The sequence below is a fragment of the Candidatus Pedobacter colombiensis genome (assembly GCA_029202485.1).
GTDB classification, from domain to species: domain Bacteria; phylum Bacteroidota; class Bacteroidia; order Sphingobacteriales; family Sphingobacteriaceae; genus Pedobacter; species Pedobacter colombiensis.
In genome coordinates, this window is the sequence record CP119313.1 from 4,046,909 (window position 1) to 4,071,929 (window position 25,021).

The 25,021-nt window shown below is 39.0% G+C and carries 14 protein-coding genes; all 14 read right to left on the reverse strand.

The annotated features are described in order from the left end of the window. Positions 1–8 precede the first annotated feature (8 nt). Entirely contained in the window at positions 9–1,187 is a 1,179-nt protein-coding gene (locus P0Y49_16960; GenBank protein WEK18482.1) for a FecR domain-containing protein, read from the reverse strand. Between the two features lie 54 nt (positions 1,188–1,241). After that, positions 1,242–1,799 (reverse strand): RNA polymerase sigma-70 factor, encoded by a 558-nt coding sequence (locus P0Y49_16965; protein ID WEK18483.1) that lies wholly within the window; start codon positions 1,797–1,799, stop codon positions 1,242–1,244. A gap of 213 nt (positions 1,800–2,012) precedes the next feature. Then, positions 2,013–2,414, reverse strand: coding sequence for a hypothetical protein (locus tag P0Y49_16970; protein WEK18484.1), 402 nt, complete (start codon positions 2,412–2,414; stop codon positions 2,013–2,015). A 382-nt stretch (positions 2,415–2,796) separates the two neighbouring features. Next, positions 2,797–4,005, reverse strand: coding sequence for a glycosyl hydrolase family 28 protein (locus P0Y49_16975; GenBank protein ID WEK18485.1), 1,209 nt, complete (start codon positions 4,003–4,005; stop codon positions 2,797–2,799). Positions 4,006–4,053: 48 nt separating this feature from the next. Then, positions 4,054–5,136 carry a pectinesterase family protein gene (locus P0Y49_16980; GenBank protein ID WEK18486.1) on the reverse strand — a complete coding sequence of 361 codons (1,083 nt, stop codon included), beginning with the start codon at positions 5,134–5,136 and terminating at the stop codon, positions 4,054–4,056. 48 nt (positions 5,137–5,184) lie between these two features. Next, positions 5,185–7,722 carry a glycoside hydrolase family 95 protein gene (locus P0Y49_16985; protein WEK18487.1) on the reverse strand — a complete coding sequence of 846 codons (2,538 nt, stop codon included), beginning with the start codon at positions 7,720–7,722 and terminating at the stop codon, positions 5,185–5,187. 26 nt (positions 7,723–7,748) lie between these two features. Further along, positions 7,749–9,434 carry a DUF4957 domain-containing protein gene (locus P0Y49_16990; protein WEK18488.1) on the reverse strand — a complete coding sequence of 562 codons (1,686 nt, stop codon included), beginning with the start codon at positions 9,432–9,434 and terminating at the stop codon, positions 7,749–7,751. A 29-nt stretch (positions 9,435–9,463) separates the two neighbouring features. After that, positions 9,464–11,356 (reverse strand): RagB/SusD family nutrient uptake outer membrane protein, encoded by a 1,893-nt coding sequence (locus P0Y49_16995; protein WEK18489.1) that lies wholly within the window; start codon positions 11,354–11,356, stop codon positions 9,464–9,466. A gap of 18 nt (positions 11,357–11,374) precedes the next feature. After that, a complete protein-coding gene (locus P0Y49_17000) occupies positions 11,375–14,647 on the reverse strand; it encodes a TonB-dependent receptor (GenBank protein WEK18490.1) in 3,273 nt (1,090 codons plus the stop codon). A gap of 61 nt (positions 14,648–14,708) precedes the next feature. Then, entirely contained in the window at positions 14,709–15,497 is a 789-nt protein-coding gene (locus P0Y49_17005) for a rhamnogalacturonan acetylesterase (protein ID WEK18491.1), read from the reverse strand. Between the two features lie 47 nt (positions 15,498–15,544). Continuing rightward, positions 15,545–17,191: a glycoside hydrolase family 28 protein gene (locus tag P0Y49_17010; GenBank protein WEK18492.1), complete on the reverse strand. Its 1,647-nt coding sequence runs from the start codon at positions 17,189–17,191 to the stop codon at positions 15,545–15,547. Positions 17,192–17,405: 214 nt separating this feature from the next. Beyond that, a complete protein-coding gene (locus tag P0Y49_17015; protein ID WEK18493.1) occupies positions 17,406–21,833 on the reverse strand; it encodes a two-component regulator propeller domain-containing protein in 4,428 nt (1,475 codons plus the stop codon). A 241-nt stretch (positions 21,834–22,074) separates the two neighbouring features. Then, the gene (locus P0Y49_17020) at positions 22,075–23,319 is read right to left on the reverse strand and encodes a crosslink repair DNA glycosylase YcaQ family protein (protein ID WEK18494.1); all 1,245 of its coding nucleotides are present in this window, start codon (positions 23,317–23,319) and stop codon (positions 22,075–22,077) included. Between the two features lie 78 nt (positions 23,320–23,397). Beyond that, positions 23,398–24,570, reverse strand: a complete 1,173-nt coding sequence (locus P0Y49_17025; GenBank protein WEK18495.1) for a metallophosphoesterase — start codon at positions 24,568–24,570, stop codon at positions 23,398–23,400. Positions 24,571–25,021: the final 451 nt, after the last annotated feature.

Below are 25,021 nucleotides of genomic sequence, written 5' to 3' on the forward strand. Positions count from 1 at the left end.
GTAATTTTTTATCTTTGAGTCGATCTTTCTACTATAATGCTCCTTCCTTTAATTGTAAATTTTAAGTCTGATGTTATTGCTATGATATCTAGTATACTTTGTATAGATTCTGATTTATCTGCCCTACCTGTGAAATGTAAATCCTTAAGACTTTGATTTTTAAATACAATTTCATAATCGTATTGCCTTCCTAAGTCGTCCATCAATTCTACCATTTTTACATTTTGATAAACAAATAGTCCGTCTTTCCAGGCTACATAAGGAAAAACATCTACCTCCCTTTTTTCAAGACTACCTCCTATTTTGTCAAAATTGGCCTGTTGTCCAGGGATCAATATCAATTGTTTTCCTTCCCCCTCTATATCCACACTAACTCTCCCCGCTACAAGCGTAGTCTGAATTTTGCTCGAATAAGCATTAATATTAAATGAAGTCCCTAATACCTCTACTTCTTGCTTATCCGTTTTCACGATAAAAGGATGTGCTTTATCCTTTGAAACCTCAAAATACGCTTCGCCTTTAAGCTTAACCAAACGTTTGCCATTATCATTTAAGGAGACTGAATATGTTAAGCTAGATGCGGCATTAAGCCATACTTTTGATTTATCTGGTAAAGTAACAATATAAGTTTCACCACGTGAGGTTGACAGGGTATTGATTCTGTTATTGTCTGATCCAGAGTTTTGGATCTCATAATTCAGTTGCCCATCTTCAGTTTTGGTAATGGTAACACCCGCTTCTTTGGCCAATTCGCCTGCTGTCTCACTTGATAGCTTTATTTTCTTACCATTTGCTAATGTAAGTGTAGCTCCCTGCTTAATTAACGTAGTATCGTTAAGAGCAGCTAAGATTGGTTCCTCCTGTTGAGGTTTATTAAAGTAAAACATTCCAACGCCCAAAACCAATAAGATCACTGCGGCCGCTGCAATACGTAGCCAAAGTTTAAAGCGCTTTCTATGGATTCTTTGGTACTCCTGGGCATCAATTCGCATTTTCATTTCTTGCCAATGCTCCTTAGTATGATAATCCTTATAATTTTCAAGTACATCAGAAGCCTCGGCTTTAATAGCCAAAAGTTCAGTCAATAATTCTTGTTCTTCGGATGTCAATAATTTCCCATCTGATTGATCATTTTCAAGGTCAGTCAGTAAATCATCCCAATTGATATGTTTATTATTTTGATCCATATTCAACGCTATGACGTAAGCGCATTAAATATGGGTGACAGAATTATTAAATTATTATAAATTTTTCAGCAAATGACCCAAAACGACAGCTAAAATTGCTTTCCCGCGCAAAGTTGAATATGCTCTTCTTAATTGTGTTTTAACGGTATTAACAGAAATACCTAGCCTATCAGCAATCTGTTTATAACTTAACCCCTCTAATGCATGAAGTTCAAATACTTTTCTCCGTTCTGCAGGCAGTTTATCCAGCAACTGCAAAATTCGCTGTAGCCGTTTATCTTTTTCCGGTATTTCTTGATCCGTTGATTCTTCTTCAAAATCTTCTATAGGAATCTGAGCAAAACGCTTGTCGGCCACATTTTGCTTACGCAAATAATCAATGCAGCTATTCTTAACTGACCTATAAGCAAAAGCTCCAAAACTTGTTGTAAAATGGATACTATCCCGTGCTTCCCAATATTTCATAAAGAATTCCTGAACCAGATCCTCAGCCACAAAATCATCCTGGACTATTTTATGCGCAACCATACACAGAAACTGATGGTTACTATTAAATAATCCCTCAAATTTTTCAATATCTGGGACTTCTATTTGAAGGCTATCGTGGTCCATGAATTGGTATAGTCGGTTAGAGTTGGTACTCCGAAAACCAATGATAACAATATTTTAGCAGTTTGAAAGAAAAACATTCCAAAAAAGCGAAACCAGCTCCTGTTTTTTGAACAAAAAACTTACTATTATGCAAACTAAACAAACTGCTTAATAAGCATACCAAACCTACATAGATAAACGGTTAAGCAAGGCATCTTCGCGGGAATGAAAGACCTATTTAGCTTTCATAGAAGAATAATCCTCAGCTCTGAATGTATTTGACACTAACTTTCTAGGACGCTTACTTTTAAATGGTTCGGAAACACTTGCATTTCCTTGTAATTCTTGAGAAGAGAAGTGATTGGTTTTAAACGTTCTTGGTCGCTCTGCTCTATCCTCATCAGCTAGTTTAACACGAATTTTCCGGCCTCTTAACACCATACCATTTACAGCAGCAATAGCTCTGTCAGCATCTGCTTGTTCTTCCATTTCGACAAAACCAAAACCTTTATGTCTGTGTGTCACTTTATCAGTCAGCAACTCTATGCTGTGTACCGCACCATGAATACTAAATATATCCCTTAGCTCGGCTTCTTTTATATCTAATGGATAACCCACTACAAATAATTTAATCATAATTGTATTTAAAAAACTCACAAAATCGTTTGAAAGCAAAAAAGCCTTAGATCTCTCTAAGGCTTTAATCCAATGCTGCCAAAGGTACTAAATTCTAATCAACTTTTGAATTCACCGGTCCCAAAAGCAACTTGATCATGGTCCCAAAGGCGTGCTTAAAAAGGACAATTTAACCGAATTTAAATGCGCTGACCTTGAAACTACGGATAAGACACCCTGCCCATTCGACGTTCCTTAACCTTTGGGTATGCATTGGGTAAGGGTTGGTTAAGCCTTGGTATACCCCCAGGCTTAACCAACCCTTATTCAACGCTTACCTAAAACTTGTCCAACTCAGGCGGATAAGACAACAGTGTAGTAAAAAACAACAAAGTATATTGAACTATTTAAGTCCCTTGAACTCGGCATTATAAACGCGGATACGTTCCCCATTCTCAATTGTTAGGGACGATTTTGTAAATGTAATCCCTTTTGCATTATAGATTTGTGCTCCATGCTTTGCAGAAATCGTTACGTTTTCAAATTCAACATTTTGAATAGGCGATTCGGGAATGCCCCAGAGGATCAGTCCCTCCTGTGCATTACTGATCTCAATATTTTTTAACCGGATGTTTTTATACACCGGGTTATATTCGCCGACTTCGGTTATAAGATCTGCAGCGGGGCTGGCAGGTTCTTTTGGATAATATTCGGAAATGAAGATTGGATATTTTGAGTTCTTTATTTTGATATTTTCATAACTAATCTGATCAATTACCCCACCGCGGAGACGTGCTGTTTTGATCCGTATGCCTGAGGTTGTCCCATCAAATGTACAGTTACTGACCTGCAAATTGCTTAAACCGCCGGAAGTAAAACTTCCAATGGATAAGCCATGTCCGTAACCAAACGTACAGTTCCTGATGACCATATTTTTAACTTCCGGATCTCCTTGTGCTTGTTGTCTGTTGCCAAAATTAATCGCGATATTATCATCGCCAGTATTGATGATGCAATGTTCGATCGTACAATTTTTTGCCGAAATATTAATGCCGTCTGTATTTTTTGAGTTTTCCGGGGCCTGTACAACAATGTCATGGATAAATACATTGGTACATCCTTTAATGGAAACATGAGTATTAGGAGAGTTTAAAAATGTAACACCTGTTATCTCAATTCGTTGAGTACCTTCAATAAATAACATTTGCGGTCGTCTTAATGTCAGTGCTTTTGAGATGGTTTTATCCCACCAGATTTTGCCTTGCCCATCAATAGTTCCAGCACCTGATATTTTTACATCTGTAGCTTTGGCAATGGTTATCAAATTCTGATATCGTCCATCACTAACAGGAAAATCATCTACGTCATTTCTTAACCTAAGTACAGCACCCCTGGCTATTTCAAGCTCAGTTTTGCCATACATGCTCAATGGTCCACATAAATACACTCCAGTAGGGATCAGTACTTTTCCACCCGTTTCCCTAGCTTTATCTAATGCCTTTTGAATAGCGATTGTATTCAACGTTTTGTTGTCACCAACTGCTCCCAAATCTTTTACATTATAGACTATAGAAGGTATAACTGGCAACTGGTTATATTGACCTTTTGCCATAGCATATGTCAATAAAAATATGATTAAAAAGATATTTTTCATCCTAAATTATTTCTTGATTTTTACCGTAATACTCTGGATTGGATTCCATCCCCCGAAGACAGATTCCATTGAATAATTTTTAGGCTCCTCAGCAGTCATACTTCGAAGTCCAGCCCATTTTACCCTTGCGCTCATATCAGCACCTTTCCCAGTGTTATTATATTCGTACAAATGAAGTTTATCGCTAGTGGCAGCATAGGCCATATTCCATGTAGTCGGCCAACCCTCCGGATGCATTTGTTCACACATTTCTGAGTTCAGGATCGCTACCTTGGGATAATTGTGCCACGGACGACCGATTGCGATTTTAGCACCGTCGTCTCCTTTCCTTGGACTATTGGCAGCGTATGTAAAATTACATTGATTAAAAATATATCCGTAAAACTGATTTTCTGGTGTAGAAGGTGCTGTAACCCATCCTCCGCCATAACTACGAATTTCGCATGACTGAAAATAACCAATACCCCCGCCATAAATGTAGTCAGTACGGCCCAGAATAAGACACCCAACAAAATAATTCAGCATACCGTCTTTGCCCAGTAAAATTGTATCCTGATAACCAAGGATATTACAATTGTTAAAGATCAGTCGGTCTCCACGTAAGGTTAATGCCAGAGCTTGTCCAACCGGACCAGCAGTATTTGATATCGTAAGGTTCTCCGCTATAAAATTGTTGGCTAATACAGTTAATGTAGCAGAAGTCCGAATCAGCTCCTTATTATCTTTCCACAATGCCCAGGCCTCGGCAGGACATTTATTCCCAGATTCCTCACTCTTACAGTCATAAAGATGATAACTTACTACTGTCTTTTCGCGAGACTCCCCCAAAATCGTAAGGTTAACCTTACTGGCTGGAACGATTAGCTTCTCCGTGTTGTAAATTCCATTTTTAATAAGCATTATAGTTCTTTTTGTGCTATTGTCAGGCACCGCATTAATTGCTTCCTGAATGGATTTATACTGCCCACTCCCATCCAGAGCCACAACGATATCAGCTTTAGGCAATTTCTGTGTGGCTTTGACCTGAACACTAATAAAAAGGCCAATAAAAACCAAAACGCTTAATTTATTACTTCGCAATTGCTTCATGTTATAATTCATTATTATTTTATCTAGTCATTTAATTTATAACTTACATCAGTTAACATTCCGAAATGTATAAATTCCCCCAATAGTTGTATTCAAATCATACTCAAACACCTCCTTAATATGAGGACCTTTTAATGATGCTTTACCGGAAATTAAAGGTTTCACAGCCGGCTGACGTTTAAAGAATGGGTTTGAGTTCTCTCCCTGAACCAATTTCAAATCATTAGCGCTAAGTTTGTTATTGCTACGCAAACGCAATTTACCACCGAGGGTTGATTTGATTGTAACTGAGGATAGCTTGCCATCTTTCCATTCCATATTTTCGACTTCAAAACCGCCTCTCGCCCGAAGGCCTTTTATACTGCCATTTGCCCAGGCATCCGGCAGGGCAGGCAATAAACTAACTGCCCCATCGTGACTTTGAAGAAGCATTTCAGCAATTCCAGCGGTACACCCGAAATTACCATCGATCTGGAATGGCGGATGGGCATCAAACATATTGGTATAAGTACCACCATCCGGATCTTTAAGTGTAGCAGAGGCTGGCTTGAGTTTTAACTGATTCTGGATCAATTTATACGCATGGTTTCCATCAAGAAACCTCGCCCATAAGCATACTTTCCATCCCATGGACCAACCGCGGCTAGCATCTCCACGGCCAATCAATGAATTTCTGGAAGCTTCAAACAATTCGGGATTTGCATAAGGAGAAATTTCACGGCCCGGATACACACCCCAAAGGTGGGATACGTGCCGATGCGCATCTGTTTTTTTATCCCAATCCTCCAGCCATTCCTGTAATTGCGTGTATTGTCCAATTTGCATTGGTGGAAGCTGAGCACGTAATTTTGATAAACTAGCGCTGAATTCATTGTCCATATTTAACACTTTAGCTGCATCAATGGTATTGCTCAACAAATCAAAAATCATTTGATTATCCATTGTAATACCAGAGAAAGTCAAAGTACGTTCTTTAGCAATCGACCCATCAGGTTTAGTATACTCATACGTCTCCCTGCCTGGAGTATGTTCCGGTGATATAGATGGAGACACGACCATATATCCGGTTTTAGTATCTTTGACCAGGAAATCCTGGTAGAATTCACAGGCACTCTTTAAGATGGGGTAAATTTCTTTTAAATAGGCTTTATCCCCCGAAAACAAGTATTTTTCCCACAAATGTGCAGCAAACCAAGCGTTACATGTTGGCCAAATTCCTGCAGTGGCATCCACTGCCCCGGTCATTCTCCATAAGTCTGTATTGTGATGAAGCGTCCATCCCCTTGCCCCATACATTTCAGAGGCAGATCTTTTGCCTGTTTCACTCACATCTTTGATCAGCTGAATAAAAGGTTCGTGGCATTCACTTAAGTTGGTCACTTCCGCAGGCCAATAATTCATTTCTACATTGATGTTAGTAGTGTATTTACTGTCCCAGGCTGGATATTGACCTGCATTTGGATTCCATATTCCCTGTAGATTGGCAGGTTGTGTACCTGGCTGAGAAGAAGAAATGAGCAGGTATCTGCCAAATTGAAAATACAGAGCAGCCAAAGAGGGATCATCAGTAGTAGAGAAATCCATAATGCGCTGATCAGTTGGCTTCATAATTTGCTTAGTTTGCCCTAAATAGAGCTGAACACGCTGAAATTGTTTTTGATAAGCTGCAATATGATCTGACTTTGCTTTTTCATAACTCTTTGAGAACTTATTAAAATAGCTTTTCGCTTTTTCAGCAGCGTTCCCGGATATATCCTTATAATTCTCAAAATTGGTCGCTACGGATATATATATTGTCACGGTATTTGCTTTGCTAATTACAATAGAATTACTTGTGGTTGCCAGTGAACCTCCATCGTTAACTACTTTAATCTGACTATTGAAATTTAACAGATTTGGTATATTTTCTTCCTTTTCCCTTGCACATTTCCCGGTAACAATCATGACATTGCTCCCTTCTTTAGGAACCATGCTAACTGTTTGCACCATATTTTTTTTCAAAGGCCCGACAAATGATGTATTAAAGCTAATACTACCACTCTTATTAGCAGTAAGCCGTATGATAATCAATTGATCCACTAAAGAAGTGAAGGTTTCCCGTTTATATTCAACACCATCCACAGTATATTGTGTCGTTGCAATCGCGGTATTCAAATCCAGTTCCCGATAATATTTAGTGTAATTTTCATGACCTGGAAAGGTTAGTACCAAATTACCAATGGATTGATAAACTTGTCCATGAGATGTAATTTTACGATCGGCAATAATATTCTCTAAGGAAAGCTTTTGAGCCGCTATATAATTTCCTCCATCAATAAATTTCTGAATTTCTTTCAGCTTAGTTTTGGCATTTGGATTTGTGTTTTGATAAGGACTACCAGACCAAAAAGTATCCTCATTAACTTGTATAGTATCCGATTGCGGAATACCATAAACCATGGCACCCAAACGACCGTTCCCAAGTGGTAAGGCATCTGTCCATGATTTTGAAGGCTTGTCATACCAAAGCTTAAGATCATTTTGAGCATACACTGAGAAATATATGTTAAATACAAATAATAGTGCCGTAAAATGTTTTTTGTACATAAAGTATCCGTTAATATGGTTAAAAATTAATAGGCCCAACGGGGATCACCAACAGTACTACCGTTAGAACTGGCTGAAAACACTTTGTTAAATTCAGGTAACTCTACCAGTTTAAAGTTAGTGGTAGCGGCCGTCCATCCCAGATCAATACTGATGTCATTGGCTTGGGTGAGCCCTGTTAAAGTTATTGTCGGACCTCCTGCTGTTAATCTCAGGTTAAAATAATTGTTATTGGAAAATGTTAAGACATTACCAGTAGCACTGGCCCTAAAGGCAGCAGCCTGGATACTACCTGATAATGGCGTATTGGCTACAATACTATTATTGAAAGTAAATACGATTTTATTTGCATTGGCATCAATAAAAGCATACTTACTGTTACCTCCAAAATTGTTAAAAGTACAATAATCCAAGCTAATCGCCGGGACAACCGTACTGGTCAGGTTCGTCCCCATATTGATCATTCCCTGCCCTAAATTATAGAATGTTGACTTGGTAAAACTCAGTTTACTGATTAAGAGCTTTTCAAGAGAGAACATATAGTACCCCTGAACATTGGTCTGATCGACATTGTAAATTCTGGAGTTATTTATCGATACACTTTCAATTTTTTGATCATTGGCTGCTGTACCGTAATTACCTCTAAATATACACCTCAGATAATCGTGAATCACACAATTTTCAATTTTAACAGCTTTGAATGCAGCTTTTGCACCAGTCGTAGCCTGAGTTCCCATGAGTTGCATAAATGCTGTTCCATAAGTAGTTCCTGAATAATTCCCGTCAAATTCAATACCTGCCAAAGAAACTCCAGCCGAGTCTCCAACAAGATTGATTTCACGTGATTTGATTATTGTGGTTGCAGGATTATTTGCTACCGACCGGATAGTAATAGACTTTTGAGTAATATAAGTAATACCGGTAAGGTTATATGTTCCCGGGTTTAATCCAATCACATCTCCATTTGCGGCCGCGGTTATGGCTGTTGCTAAATTATCAGTCGGGGAAAGTATTGTGGTAAAAGTGACTGGTTTAGCAGTTGTAATATTTAAAATACCTTTACTCTTGTTCCCAGCGAAAAGCTGTACCGTATATTTTGTATCCGGGCTAAGTCCAGTAATGGTTTTCATTCCGGCGGCAATATCAGTACTTGTAATTTCCGTTGTAATTGGGCTGGGATTTGTGAGTCCTGGCGTGAGCACTATTTTAGTCAAACCAGCAGTATTTGCATTTTGATACCAGTGAAATAACGCTGTATTTTCTGTGATTTCGAAATCCCGGATCACCCGGAAATACTGCTGTCCCGTTAAACGGAAAGCAGTTAAAGAACTCAGGTACATGGATGGTGCCGTCCCCTTATATTCGTTGACCTTGATCCGGTAAAAATAACGGGTGTTAAGCGCAATTTCCGGATCTAATATTACAGCTCCAGTGGTATCGGTAACCACACTGTAATCAATATTGGAGAATAAAGAATCTTTAGCCAATTCCAGCGTATATTTCAAAGCTTTTCCACTTCCATACACCGGCATATTCCACTTAAATATAGCAGAGTCTTTGACTGCCCTTACGCTGAGACCTGAAGGCGTAAATGCACGGTTTAAAGACGGATCTTCGATCCCGCCCATCGGCTTTTTACAAGCCGTAAAACAAATCACCAATAACAGCACTGACCATTGGGCTATTTTTTTGTATTTAGATATAAAATTCATCACAATTGAATAAATAGTTAACTGTTCTGTTAATAACCAAAATTCTGAACTATAGCACCCCTGTGTTCGGAAATCACACGATCTGAGTAAGGGAGTAATTCTTTACTATTCGCCTTAAATTTACAAACGTATCCGGTATTAGGATCGTTCAGAAATGTTGAGGTCAGCACACCTGAGGCATCATAAGAACCTGCCTCCTGGCGCCAATACTTTCTGTCCGGATGACTTGATGGGGCCGTAGTAACCGAGGTTGGTGTAAAATAAACCACATTGGGTACGCCACCATAAAGACTTATAGAAGCAGCTTCAGTGTTAAGATTTCCGTTCGTAAACGTTGTTTTATTAGAATAGATATATTCAGGTGCATTATTGTAAGGATTATTTGCCGTAGGGGCTTTGGAAGCAAATTGAGCAATCTTTGCTCTTGTTTCTGCTATTTTGCTTGCCAGCATATTCCACCTGATCAGGTCGTACTTCCTGATGCCCTCCCCGCCAAATTCCAGCAAACGTTCCTTCACGATCGCTTCAAAAAATCCAGTTTTATCGCTTGGTGTTACTGGAATTGCATTGGTACCATAGGCCCTCTTTTGTACCTGTTGCAAGGCTTCCATTGGCGTGATATTGCCACTAAGTCCCAGTTCATTTCCTGCCTCCGCATACATCAACAATACGTCTGCATAGCGAATAAGTGGCCAGTTAACACCATAGGTCCCTGTTACTGTACCATTAAAGGCAGTCCAGGATTTTCTAAATTTGGCAATATTCATGTTGATCGCACTAATGGGGTCTTTACGATCAACTGCAAAACCGGTCGCTGCATCACCTATCACTTTGTAAGTAGACATGGTAACATCTCTTCTTACATCCTTCCCATTTTCAAATTCATAAAAATACGTCATGACTGCTATACTACGACCACCAGCACTACCCCAGGAAGGAGAATCTGAAAAATTAAGACCAAAAGCACTGCCAATATTACTGTCATTTATCTGACCCCACATGGCTACCTCCAACATCAGTTCATGTTGATCATCATACCTGGCTGGTGAAGTGTGCAATGTTTTGAAAATATTCTCGTACACAGGATTTAAAGCATGTTTTTTGGAGTCAATAATGTCTCTGCACTCTTCAAATGCAATTTGATAGTATTTTTGATAATCAGGACGGCGCTCCATGATTCTGCTATCATTTCTAAGTGAATAACCGCCTCTGGCTAATGCAATTCTGGCTCTCAATGCTTTAATTGCTCCTTTGGTAAAACGAAAATCTACATAGTCTGGCAACTCATCACGCCATGGCACAAATTCGGCAGCGATCTTAAGATCATTAATGATATGGTCATAGGTACTGTCGCGGTCTGTATTTCCTAAATATTGAGTTTTCAAATCTGCGGCCGGCACAAAAGTACCGGGCACATCACCCCAATTTCTGATCAATTCGTAATAATATTGCGCTCTTAAAGCCAAGGCCTCACCATAATAACGTTTCAACTTGGCTTTATCAGCGGCTGAACCATTTTTATAAAGATTTGAGCCAGGTATGTATTTACAAGCAATATTGGCCCGCTCTATACCATCATACATTTGTGTATAAACATTGTACATAGGGTTATTGGTCGGAATAACCCCATAATTAGCAACGGCATAATCTGCACCGCCGTCAAAACCTGAATTGCCACGGTACATGAAATCATCAGCACCCAGACCAAAATAAGCCGAAAGTTGATTACCATAAGCATTACTTCCAGCAAGCTTGGTATAAATTCCTATAATTACACTGTTCGTATAATTTACATCTTCAAAGGTTTGCTCCAGATTTAATTTAGAAGGTGAGTTGTAATCGAGATATTTTTTACACGAGGACAAGGTTAGCGACAAGGTTGCTGCTAACAATATCAATATATTTTTAAAATTATTTTTCATGATCTAAACGATTTATTATCAAAAAATAAGGTTGATTCCAGCCAGGATATATCTATTTCTAGGATAAGCTGAGTAATCCACTCCAGGTGTCAGGGGATTATTTCTTCGCGTGTTTGCCTCAGGATCAAAACCACTATATCTGGTAAAAGTGTGCAAGTTGTTAACTGTTGCAAATACCCTTAATTTTGAAATCGTCCTGATGCGTTGCATAATGCTCGCCGGCATAGAATAGCCTAAGGTTACATTAGAAATTCTTAGAAAGGAAGCGTCTTCAATAGCATCTGAATTGACCTGATATGAGCCTCGGGTAGGCATATAAATTTTAGCATTCTTATTTACCTCAGCAATTTGATCCCAATCAGTCATCAAAACTCCATTATCATCAAAGGACTTCCATCGGTCTTTAAATTTCGCAAGTAAGTTATTCCCATTCGCCTGATATGCCGAACTAAATTCTATAGTGTTTGCATTGTAGGTTTTGTTTCCATAAGAAAAGTTCACAAACACACTCATATCAAACCCCTTATAAGAAAACTGGTTGTTCCAGCCACCATAAAATAAAGGCTGAACATTACCCAAAACAGTTTTATCTTTTGTGGTAATGACAGAGTCTCCTCCTACAGTTGTCTTTTTAAACTTAATTACACCAGGGTAAATACTTTGGCCAAGTATGGCTCCGGCATCAGCAACACCAGGCTTCAGAACCCATTTATTGCCCACAGGATTTGATTTGGCCCGGTCGAAATCATCAAGGGTATAGAACCCATCCGTCACATAACCATAGAACTGTCCCACAGGTTTTCCGACCTCTACATAGAAATCTTCTCCACTTTGTCCCCAGCCGGATGATACTGCATAACCTTTACTTCCATCCTGTAAAGAGAGTATCGTATTTTTATTCATTGAAATATTGAAGCTACTGTTATAAGTGAAGCTTTTACGATTTATAACAACTCCACTTAGCTGAACTTCAACACCTTTATTCCGGGTAGAACCGACATTTTTGTACTGCTGAATGTACCCTATAGACTGGGGCACATTAGCCTGCAAAAGGAGGTCATTCGTGCGATTCACGTAAGCATCAACTGATGTGGTAAACCTCCCCTTAAACAAACTAAAATCGAGCCCAATATTTCTGGATATGGTGGTTTCCCATTTGAGATCTGCATTGGCTAAGTTTGCTGAATATAAACCTGCAGTTTGCGAATTGTCTGTTGCTGCATAACCCGCTGAGGTAGCACTGGTCGTAAAAATTGTTGCAAATAAACGATCACTACTTACCCTATTGTTTCCGGCAGTACCATAACTTGCCCTAAATTTAAGGTTATCAAGCCAGGACAGGTTAAGCTTTTTCATGAACTGTTCTTCGGACATTCTCCAGGCGAATTGAGCAGATGGGAAAGTTCCCCAACGATGCTCCGGACCAAATTTAGACGATCCGTCCCGTCTTAACATGAGGTTTAGATTGTATTTACTTTTATAAGAGTACATCATCCGTCCAAAAAATGAGAATAAGCGATCACCACCTATATCCGTAGTTGGCGAAGGCTGAATTGCCCCTGCGGGAGGATTTGCCTGTTGAATATTTGCAAATGCCTGTTCGGCAGTAACTGCCGCAGGAAAATACTTAATGGTTTGATTAAATGATCTGGAATTATTTTGATTAATCTCCTGCCCCAGCAAAATATCTAAAGTATTATTTTTATTTATTCTGGGGTTAAAACTTAATGTATTGCTGTTACTAATATTCACCCCGTTATTTGTACTCAAACTGATATAGGGTTGACTTGCATATTGACTGGATGAATTTCTGCTGGATACAGAATAGTTTGCAACTCCAGAAAAGTTATCATTTTTGGAGTCATTAACAGTATAACCGACCACACTTCTGATGGTTAATCGCTGTATAGGACTATACACAACCTGTCCACTTGTAATCAGCGCATTTGAATAGGCATTCCTGACATCTGTTAATGCAGAGGTTAAAGGATTACTTAAATTGATGGTATTGTCAAAAATGGCATTAGGATCATATTCCTCAAAGCTGATGGTACCTTCATAGGGCTGGAAACGAACTGAATACTTCAGCCTGTTATTTGACGAACTCCCTGTATTTGAGGTACCTGCACCATCAACTCTTTGCCTGCTATAACGCACATTTAATCCTAACCTTAGCTTACTTGAAATCTTGTTGTCAAAACGAAACGAAGCAAAAGTTCTTTTTAAACCCGAATTCAACATTACCCCCTGCTCACTTGTATTATTTAATGTAAAATTATAGGTTGTAGCATCCGTTCCACCGGTTAAATTCAGGATTTGTGTATTCGACAGCGCATTTCTTCCAAAGATTTTATCCTGCCAGTTTACCATCGGAAAACTTTTGTAAATTTCCAGATCGGACCATTTTCCATAATTCCTATCGAAACCATTTAATGCGGCTGTATCTGTAATGGCAAACCCATTATAATGACGATGAGACAACTCATATTGATAATTGACAAAATCATAAGGTCTCAAAACCTTAAGTTCATTTACCAGATTCCTTGAACCTGCAAAAGCATCAAAAGAAATGATTGTACGGCCCTTCCTACCTGATTTAGTTGTAATCAACACCACACCGTTTGCACCCCTTGCCCCATAAATTGCAGTAGATGCTACATCTTTTAACACGTCTATGGTTTCTATTTCGTTCGGTGAAATAATTGACAATGCTCTTTCCAGTGGAACACCATCCACAATGTACAAAGGTGCATTGTCTTGGGTAAGAGAAGTTCCGCCACGTACAACAATCTGAATATCCGAACCAGGAGCTCCCTCTGTAGCCTTCACAGAAACTCCTGCCAGTTTGCCTGCAAGGGCTTCAGCAGCAGTACCTACCGGAAAATCGGCAAGATCCTTGGCGCTCACACTTGATACTGCAGAAGCCAGCTTGTCCCTCGAAATCGATTTGCCATAACCTACATTAACCACAACTTCCTGCAAGGCATTGCTGGATGGAGACAACTGAACAGTAATTGAACTGCTCCCGTTTATGTTTACCTCTTTAGTTTCATAGCCAATATATTTAAAAACAAGAACCTGGGCACCGGTGGCTATGTTTAACTTAAAAACACCATTATTATCAGTCATCGTTGCGCTCTTAGTACCCTTCAAAGCAACACTTACCCCTACCATTGTTTGTTTGGTATCGTTATCCAGTACTTTTCCTGTGATCTGAAGCTTTGGGCTTTGTGCCTCACTATCGATGCAGAACAGCAGAAAAAGAAATTGTAGTAGTATAATTCTCTTCATATTTGGTTTATTTGATTAATGATTTGTCTTTTAATAGTGTGTCTACCCTATTTATCTGTACTCAATTCCTTTTCAGATAACTGTTCAATGGGCAGTCTTTTATTTCCCGTAATCCTTCAATCACGCATTTGGCATTCAGTTCTGCGCCTTTCAGATTCGTATGTGTGCCATCAACCGGGAAAAATGACTTCACCTCTTTAGCCCCCATATCCACCCAATGTTTTGCCACAATTTTATTCAGATTGATAAAATAAGCACCTTCCTTTTTAGCAACGGATTCTGCCCATTCCGGGTATTCAGCTTCCTTTACCACCTGGCCATTTTCCCATTTATTGCGTGGCACAAGCGAGCAAATCACAGGAATGGCTCCTTTTTGCTTTGCTTCTTTTACAAATTTGCTAAGGTACCAGCCATAGGTATGTACAATCTCTTTCTGATGCGTCCGTATGCTCATAATCTCTTTAGTCTCAGCTCCAACACCCAGCAAAGACCCCTTCTGTCTGGTGCTATCCTCTACGCCAGCATGATCATTATGCCCAAATTGCATGATTACAAAATCGCCCTTTTTCAACCTGACTAAAATGTTATCCCATCGGCCGTCCAAAATAAAAGTCCGGGTACTTGTTCCTGCTTTGGCATGGTTACGGATTGCCAACCTGTTAGAATCCAGATATGGATACAGCAGACTTCCCCATCCCCAATACTCATTTCTTCCATTACCATCACTATTTTGCACAGTTGAATCACCAATGATGTAAAGTACAGGTCTCTCTGCCGGTTTAAACGCAGTTATAGCTAGAAGTAAAAACGCAAAACAAATGCATCCTTTAAAAACTTTAGTTGTGCTCATATTTATATTTATTTATATTGAAAATCTTTATCATGATGTTCAGCCTCCTATTTTTTAAAGGATATTTCATTGGCTCCGTGCATAAACACGGCTTTAATTGCTTCTTTTGCCAGACCTGAGTTTTTGATCTGAATGTTGCTTGCAGAATCTCCATTAATATCAAATAAAACTCCAGCACCCGGATTAAACTTAACGCCATCCAGGCTGATATTTTTGCTACTTTCTACGTAAACCAAAGGCATTTTTTCTTTAGTCAGGATCACCGAATTTGTGATTTCAATATCGCTTGCATCTTTAATTTCTATGGCTTTACGGGCATTCAGAAATAGGTTTTGCATTTTAATATTTCTCACTGCCATTTCAGGAAGACCGCGGATAAAAACGCCAATATTGGCACCGTTGCAAATGACATTATCAATAAATATATCTCTAAACTGAGGGGTTTCAATACTAACTTTTGGAACTTCCTGCTTCTGATTGGCTTCTGGTGGCTTGGTCCAGTAATACATATCGAAAAATATGGCTTCGTCTACGATATTAACCATGTTGAGATTCCTGATGTAGATTTTTTCTACGATACCACCACGCCCTCGGGTAGTTTTAAAACGGATGCCTTTGTCAGTTCCCATGAATGAGCAATCGGAAATAAATATATTTCTGGCTCCCCCAGACATTTCACTACCTACCACAAATCCACCGTGTCCGGCATATACTTTATTGTTGCGAATAATTACATTTTCAGTAGGTATATTTCTTTTTCTTCCCTCTTCATCTTTACCTGATTTGATACAGATTGCATCATCCCCAACATCAAATACAGAACCTTCGATCAATACATTTTTACAAGACTCCACATCCACTCCATCTCCATTCTGTGCATAATCAGGATTTTTCACTACGATATTCCTTAAAGTGAGATCAGTACATAGCAATGGGTGTATATTCCAGGCTGGCGAGTTCTGAAAAGTTACTCCCTCCAAAAGCACTTTACTGCAATTGGTAAATACGATGAGATTGGGTCTCAGATAATCTTTAATGTCTTCGAAATCGGATAGCCTTTTTCCTGCTTCCAATACAACAGAACGTTTCTCCAGATCGGCCTTTTTTGTTTTTTCGCTGGGAAACCATTTTTTTCCATCTCCACTAATTAAGCCTCCTGATCCTATTTTCTTTTTCCATTCTCCTTCCGTGAGTTTATCTCTTCCTACCATTCTCCAGGCGTCACCATTTCCATCAATTGTACCAGCTCCTGTTATGGCTACATTTTCCAGGTTGATTCCCATAATTGGTGATTGGTTTCGCGCTGAAGGTTTACCTTCATAGTTCCCGGCTATAATTTGGTATTGATTAAAATCACTGGAAAATTGCAACAAGGCATTCTTTTCCAAATGCAGGTTTACATTGCTTTTTAATTCAACAGGCCCGGTAAGCCAATAACCAGATGGAATTAAAACCACTCCACCACCTTTATTGCTACAGGTAACAATTGCCTGATTGATACTTTTGGTATTTAAAGTATAACCATCGGCAATTGCGCCAAACTTGACAATGTTAAAAGTATCGGTTTTGAAAACGGGCCGTTTGATTTTTGGAAGGTTATCCCAAGAGTTCACCTTTGTTTGTGCGATTGCACTTAATGTGCAGGCGTTAAACAAAACGACAGTGAACAAAAATTGTAAGCTGATTAATTTCATTCTGTTATTTAGTTTCTTTTCATTAACCAAATACACAATTCATCATGTTATTTCAGTATTGTTTACGAGCCTTTATCTAAAGAGCAGCAGCCCGGTCAGGAAACATTCGAATGGTTTAGTATTTGGTTATTCGTTAAAACAAACCTAGAGAACCCACATCATTCGGGGGAGTAAAAATTGACTAAATAGGAGTAAATTTTGTTTTTTGGCGCAATTAGGCATTAATACCTGATTTTAAGCCAATTTTAACCGTCTTATTTATATTTTTATTGCCTTTCAAATATTCAGACGGAGAAATTCCATAGTCCTCTTTAAAGCATCTACTGAAATATTTAGCGTTATTGAAGCCAACAGCATAAGCGATTTCTGAGATGTTATGTTCACCAGTATCTAAAAGTTGTTTTGCTCTTTTAAGTCGCATCTGACGGACAAATTCTATTGGAGCCATATTGGTCAGACTTTTAAACTTCTTATAGAATGTGGTTCTCCCCATTCCTATCGATTCTGCAACAAGCTCTATACTAAAATCAGGATCAATCATACCCTTTTCTACAATTTCTATAATATCCTTTAAGAATACCTCATCCTTTGAAGTGATGAAAATTTCACCCGGACTCAATTCAATTGTTTTTTTATTAGCCAGTAAAGATTCAAAGATCTTTTGACGTTGCTTTAACAGGTTCTCTATTGAAGCCAATATAAATGCCGTTTGAAAGGGTTTAGTGATATAATAATCGGCACCGTACCTAAGGCCTTCTATTTGGTTTTCAACAGAAGATTTTGCCGTTAGTAATATCACTGGAATATGGCTAGTGCTTTCATTAATCTTTAAATGGTCAAGCATTTGTATACCGTCCATCACTGGCATCATCACATCACTCAATATGAGATCCGGAATCAATTTCAAGGCCATATTCAAACCCTGCTGACCATCACTGGCTTCCAGGACCTGGTAAAACTCGTTCAACTGATCCGCCAGAAACTTCCTCAGCTCGCCATTATCATCAACAACCAGCACTACCGGACGGTTTACATCGCCCTGATTTACGGAATGGCTAATTACTGGTCCTGCTGTCATTGGTTTAAGGAAGGACGTTTTTATATGATCAGAAATGCCATCAACGATATTTTCTCCGTTCTTAAAGTGTTCCTTTCCTGATTTAAGCGTCACCATAACACTTAGACCCCGATCAGGATTATTATAAGCTTCAATTCTACCATGGTGAAGGCCAACGATCTCTTTACAAATTGCCAGACCAATACCTGTACCCTCCAGATTATTACCCGGATCTTTGTCCAGTTCATAGTAAAGTTCAAAGATATCCTTGAGTTTATCATTTGGAACGCCAGGCCCCTGGTCCATAATTTGGAGCGTAAAAAGACATTGAACAGGGTCATGATCAATTTCAATCTTTACTTCCGTATTTTTAGCTGTAAATTTGAGCGCATTTGCCAATAGGTTATAAATTACAATATCAATTTTTTCAGTATCAACCCAGGCATATAATTCCTTAAACTTTGCGTTTACCAGTAACTCAACTTGCTTTTCTCTTGCTAATTCTGAAAAATAACCCACAATATGATTGACTAAGCCAATGATATCTGTATAGCTTACTTTCAGGTTCATCTTCCCGCTTTGCGTTTTTCTAAAATACAACAACTGATTAATGAAACGCACCATACGGTTCGCATTACGCTTAACCACATGGATGTATTCCTGTCCTTTTACAGATAAATTCTCCTGCTGAGAAATCTCTTCAATTGGATTCACAATCAAGGCTAAAGGTGTTCTAAGCTCATGAGAAATATTGGTAAAGAAGTTCAGTTTAAGTTCCGTAAGGCGCTGTTCTAATGCAATCTTGTTACGCAAGCTGATCACTGTAAATGTGATTCTGCGCGCTACTCCTATTAAAATCCCGAATAAAACTACGTACAAAATATAAGCCCATACCGTTCGCCATGGTGGCGGAGCAATATTTATTGCGAGGGTTTTAACAGGTATACTTTTGTACAGATCAGAATTGGTGCTTTTTACTTCAAACATGTAATTCCCCGGAGGCAAATTAGTGTATGTGGCCCTATGCTGTTTTTTAACACTTTGCCATTCCGTATCAAATCCGTTTAAGCGGTAAGCGTATTCCGGTTTATTACTGGAACGATAATCCAGCACGGTAAAATCAATACTGATGATATTCTCATTGTATTTCAGGTCAATTGCCTTAACCTCATTAATATCAATATTTAAATTGGGTCTCTTTTCATTTGGACTGATTTCCTTATTATTAATCTGAAAATTGGTTAGGGCCATTTTTGCGCTAATCTTCTGATCAGTAACAGCAGCAGGATTAAAGGTAATGTACCCATTGATGCAACCAAAAAACAAGTCACCATTAGGGAGTTTTAAACCGGCAGCTTCCGACAGTCCGGTTGCCGGAAGACCATCATAAGAGTCATAGTTTCTGAACCGTTGATGCTCAGGGTTTAATCTGGAAATACCATTTTCCGTTCCAAGCCATAGGTCATGGGCATTGTCTTCCACAATACTCAATACATAATCGCTCGGCAGTCCGCTTTCTTTGGTAAAAACCTTAACCTTCAAACCTCTGTCTGACAAAGCAATAACCTTATTCAACCCTCCACCTGAGGTGGCCAGCCATATCCTGTTTTTAGTGTCTCTGTAAATGTACTGAACATCATTGTTACCTAGACTTTCGTGATCGCCAGGTATTTTACCGTATGTTCTAAAAATATAATCATTTGTCTTTTTACCATCGGGATTAAAAATTACCAGACCATTGGTTGTGGCTAACAAGATATGTCCTGCTTTATCCTCTGCCAAATGTCTGACTTTCAAGGAACCGGATGGGTAGTTTTTAAATGAATTGAAACCATTTACAAAGTGGACTCTTTCTCCTGCATCACGGATCAGGTTAATTCCGTGCTCATACGTAGCTACCCATATTCTTCCTGCTTTATCTTCCAACAGAGCATAAATCAAATCACTGCTCAGGCTATTGATATCTTTTTTATCAGCACGGTAATGTGTAAGCTTATATTTAAGTGCAGCCTTATCTGTTGGCACTGCCCTAAATAGTCCATTACCTTTAGTTCCCAGCCACATTACACCATTGCGGTCCTCTAAAAAGGTATATATTAAACCAAATCCACCAGAGGGTGCATTGATGAAAATATTTTTTAATTGTTTGCCTTGTTCATAAACATGTAAACGGCCAGATTTGACACTGATCCAAAGGCGCTTGTTCCGATCGCTATAAACGCCCCGGACTTCATTGTCAGATTTATTTGATGTATTTTCTGCCAACAGCTGATGTTTAAAATCATTCTTCTGAAAAATGATCTTTTCCACTCCCCTGTCTCTGGTACTAAGCCAGAGGATACCTGCAGGGTCAAAATAACTATTGCCAACAATATTTGAAAACTTGTGATCCGAAGAGCGGGGCTTATTATAAAAATATTCGACCACATCAGTAACAGGATTATAATAACCAAAGCCCCCTCCCTTCATAGACATCCAAACCCGTCCCGTATGGTCCTCAAAAACCTTGTAATCTTTTGCGCTATTGAAAAAATTCGCATCATTTTCCTGAAAAAAATATTTAAATGTGTTCTTGAGTGGGGCATATTTGATCAAACCATTTTTCTCTGGTTCAATCCATAACAAACCGGACTTATCTTCATAAATGGATCGCATCAATCCGGCATCAGACATTGTTGCTTTAGAAATTGACCGACCTGACAAATCTGCGGTAATCACAGTATTAGTTGAAGTTATATAAATGTGCTTACCACTTCTCGCGATTTGCATTTCATTCAATCTGTTTTGCGATATTTTTTGTTTTGAAAACTGGCGTGATGATTTATCATAACGGATCAGATACCCATCATTTGTGCCGATCCAGATGTGAAGTTTATCCTCAGCGATACAAGTATATGCTCCTGCTTTAACAAAACCGACATTAGGGAGGCTACTCCGATAAGTCCCGGATTGATCTAGATGGAGTAAACCCAGGCCATTTTCCGTACCGATCCACAAATGTTGCTGCTGGTCAGTATGTAAAAAATTAATCCGGTTTGAAGGAAGTTGAAAGTCTTGTGCCAGGTCAGATCCATATCTATTGATCTCGAGCTTACCTCCATTTGTACTTTTCACTACAAATACATCTTGATTGATTGTTGTAAGGCATATATAACCATTTTCTGCAACTACAATACCATTGAATAAGATATTATTTATTTTTTTTTCTGCCAGAATATTCGCCACAGAAAGGAACTTTTTATTGCGTTTATCAAACCGATACACCTGATTATCGTAAACTTCAAGCCACAGATAACCTTCATGGTCCTCTACAATGTTGTCAATCCTATTTAATTTTAAATTAGAGCTATCACCCGGGCGTGTTTTATAGGTAACAAAGTTTTGCCCGTCAAACCTGTTGATGCCATCCCATGTGCCAAACCACATAAAACCATCACGATCTTTCATTATAACTCTTACTCCATCATGTGACAGACCATCTTCTGTTGAATAATGCTCTATTTTACATTTGACCTGAGCTCTGCTGCTTACTGCTAAGAACAGTAATAGAATGAACCAATAAAGCTCCTTTCCTTTAAGCGTCATATGAACTTGACACATATATAATTATATCCGGTAAAGCGGCAAGAATAAATACTATGAATTAATAAAAAAAGGATATGGCCAATTAAAGTTGTGCAATCGTTTTCGGACAAACCCAAAAACAGGCTGTATATAAACACATTAGCTATATGATACATAGCAACTCCGATGTAGCCATCCAAGCACTATCCAGACACTGTGGAAGCATGATAAATTAGCAGGGTTCCTACATATTGGTCCCTGGTTAGTCTAATCCGGAAAAACTTTTGCTGATCGCTTCCAGGTGAGCTTCATTATTGGATCGCTTGAAGATGATATCCCTGCATTGGTTAAATTGTACAAATGCTTTTAAGGCCTGAACAAACTTTTCAAGAATGATTTGCTCGATATCAATGGGCTCAAAATGGATGTTATGGACAATCAGTACTTTTTGTTTGCGGTCGGCTTTGGCGTCCATCCTTGCGATAAAAGTTTCCCCTGCGAGTACGGGTAGTGAAAAATAACCGTATTGCCGTTTGGGGGCAGGCACAAAGCATTCGATCTGGTAATCAAAATTGAAGAAATCCTTTAAGCGGTGACGGAACACATTGAGGATATCGAAAGGTGAAAGGATGAAGACTTCATTGGATAGTTTAATGTTAATTTCCTGATTTGGGAGCATATAAAACGGACCTTTCAGACCATCGACGATTACCATTTTTACTTTGCCAGTCTGAGCCATTTTTTCCAGTTCCTTTTTAACCAAGTTGCCTTTCACTCGACGGGCGCGCCAGGTCATTTCCTTGGCGGAGGCAATACCGAGTGCAGCTAAGGTGCGGAGGATAACGAAACGGGCATATTCTTCATCTGTAGGCATAGTTAAGTCTGTTTCCTGCGGCACCAGGTTGAGCGGCAGGTCGTAGACTTTCTGGAAAGCTTTGGTGCGACTGATCATCAGGTTTCCGTCGAGGTAAAGCCTTTCGAGTGCAACCTTGGCGGGTCTCCAATCCCACCAACCTGAGCTGGCTTCCAAACGGTCGTTCTCAAAATCCCCAACCATAAGAGGGCCTTCCCGTTCCACCCGATCCAGAATCTGCTTCATTAGATTAATTTCCGGTCTGGTAAGCGGTTTGCCTTGCGTTTCAAAAGCTTTTTTTACAGGCAGTGAAAACCGGAAATCGCGCATAGGAAGATAGCCTGCATCCGAAGTGAGGTACTCATAAATGTGGCCATCTTCGCAAAGGTTAGCCAGCCATTCTGTTTGATAATCTGGTATGCGCGCAGCCATGACATGGTGATGAGCACGCTCCACAACGTAATTTGTATCCAGCTGCACAAACCCAAGATGGTCGATCACTCGATAAACTGCCTCGATCCCCGTCCCGAACTGTGCTTTCCGGGCAAGTCCGGCGGCGTCAATAATAATCTTCCGCGCTTGCGGTTTCGTAAGACTCTCCCATTCTATGGTTTTGCCATATACTAAATCTTCTGTGTTAGTTGGTTGCAACATTAAAACAAAAATACTCAGAATTAATATTTAAAATTAACAAAATAGAAAACTAAGCAATGAATATAGTACGGAGTAAAATTATTTGAGCTTTATGGTCACCGAACTACCCCACTTAACAGAAGCAGAAGGATTTGCCGGTTCTGGATTCCACATACATTCTCTAACGGTTAGCATTCCTGTCTTAGGGTCTAAGGCACAGAAATGAAAACTCAGTTTAGTTTCATCAGGTCCAGATGCTAAGCCCTTCATTGGAGAATCCGTACTTACAGCACTTAACTGTACATCATTATCGGGACCAGTCCAGGTATAGTATTTACTTTCATGAACATGACCATGTAAATAAGCCTTAACATTTGGATGTTGTTTTAAGAAGGTTGCAAAAGCACGTTGTTCAATTAAGCCAGCACTTGAAGCAGATTTCCCATCCTTAAAATGTTCATCCAGTACATTATCAAATTTATCTATATTGTTAATACTATGATCTCCGTTCGGATTTGTAAAGTGATTAGATACCACAGCAGGTTGATCGTGTGCTACAATGATTACAGGAGTTGTACTAGCTATACTTTGTAAATCTTTATTCAGCCAAATCCTTACCGCAGAATCCGGCCACATTTGGATAAAACAAAAATGTGTTCCTGCAATCTCTTTTGAGTAATTGATGCGGTCATTGGCATAACTGAATGTAGCAGCTGTTCTTAGGGTACCGGGTTTAACCATTAGGTTATAAATCTGGGCCATAGAACTCGCATCTTTTAAAGGTGCCATGGTTGCATAATATCCAATTGTATTAGATACATCATGATTACCCGGAACCATAAACAACTCTGCCTTTTCGTTTTTCTTATTTTTTAAAGTAAGATTGGTCAGATAATCAATCCGGAACTGCTCCCATGATTGCGCAGCAGTTTGTACCGATGCACTGGTCTCCATACGGTTAGCAATATCTCCCGCCTCCAGCACATAATCAACAGCACCGATAGGCTGGCCTGCATTTACCCCACCATCATTAGGTAATGTAACACCTGCCAATGTGTTCATTTTTGTTATCATAGCTGCATTAACCACATGTGCATCCACATTTGTAGCTCCGCGAAAAGACGCCCTGGTAATTCCATAATGTGCATCGGAGGTAAGGATAAACTGCACCGGGGAAAGGTCTTCTTTCGCCACTTCATCAGTTTTTTTATGACATGCCGAAATGATCGTTATTACGGCAAAAGATAGAGAAAGTAATAGTTTGTTATTCATATGCTAATTGGCTTTAATTTCTTTGATAAAATGATTGGCAGAAATGTCCCCTAGATATTTCTTGGTCTCTGCTCTTGCTTTCGACATCCAATACCATACCTTTTATAGCGTATGTAGATGGGTCGCTAGTAGAAAAACAATAGATGGAGAAGAATAAAAATATGAGTGAAGGTTTTTGCATATATCTAAATCGTACACAAAGAAAGATTAAAACATGCAGGAAATTGCTCGGAGTTTAAATGTTCATAAAAACTTCACAGTCATTTTACATCACCGAAAGTAAACAGTGTAATTTATAACAAATCTGGGCGAAAAATAGGTTTACGAAATACAAGACTGATTGATCTGCTAAAATTTCAATATTATCTTAATGGGATGATTTTACTAGTGATAAAACTAGAAGCTCATCCCTACTAGAGATGGTCGATCTTCGGTTTATCACTACTATGGA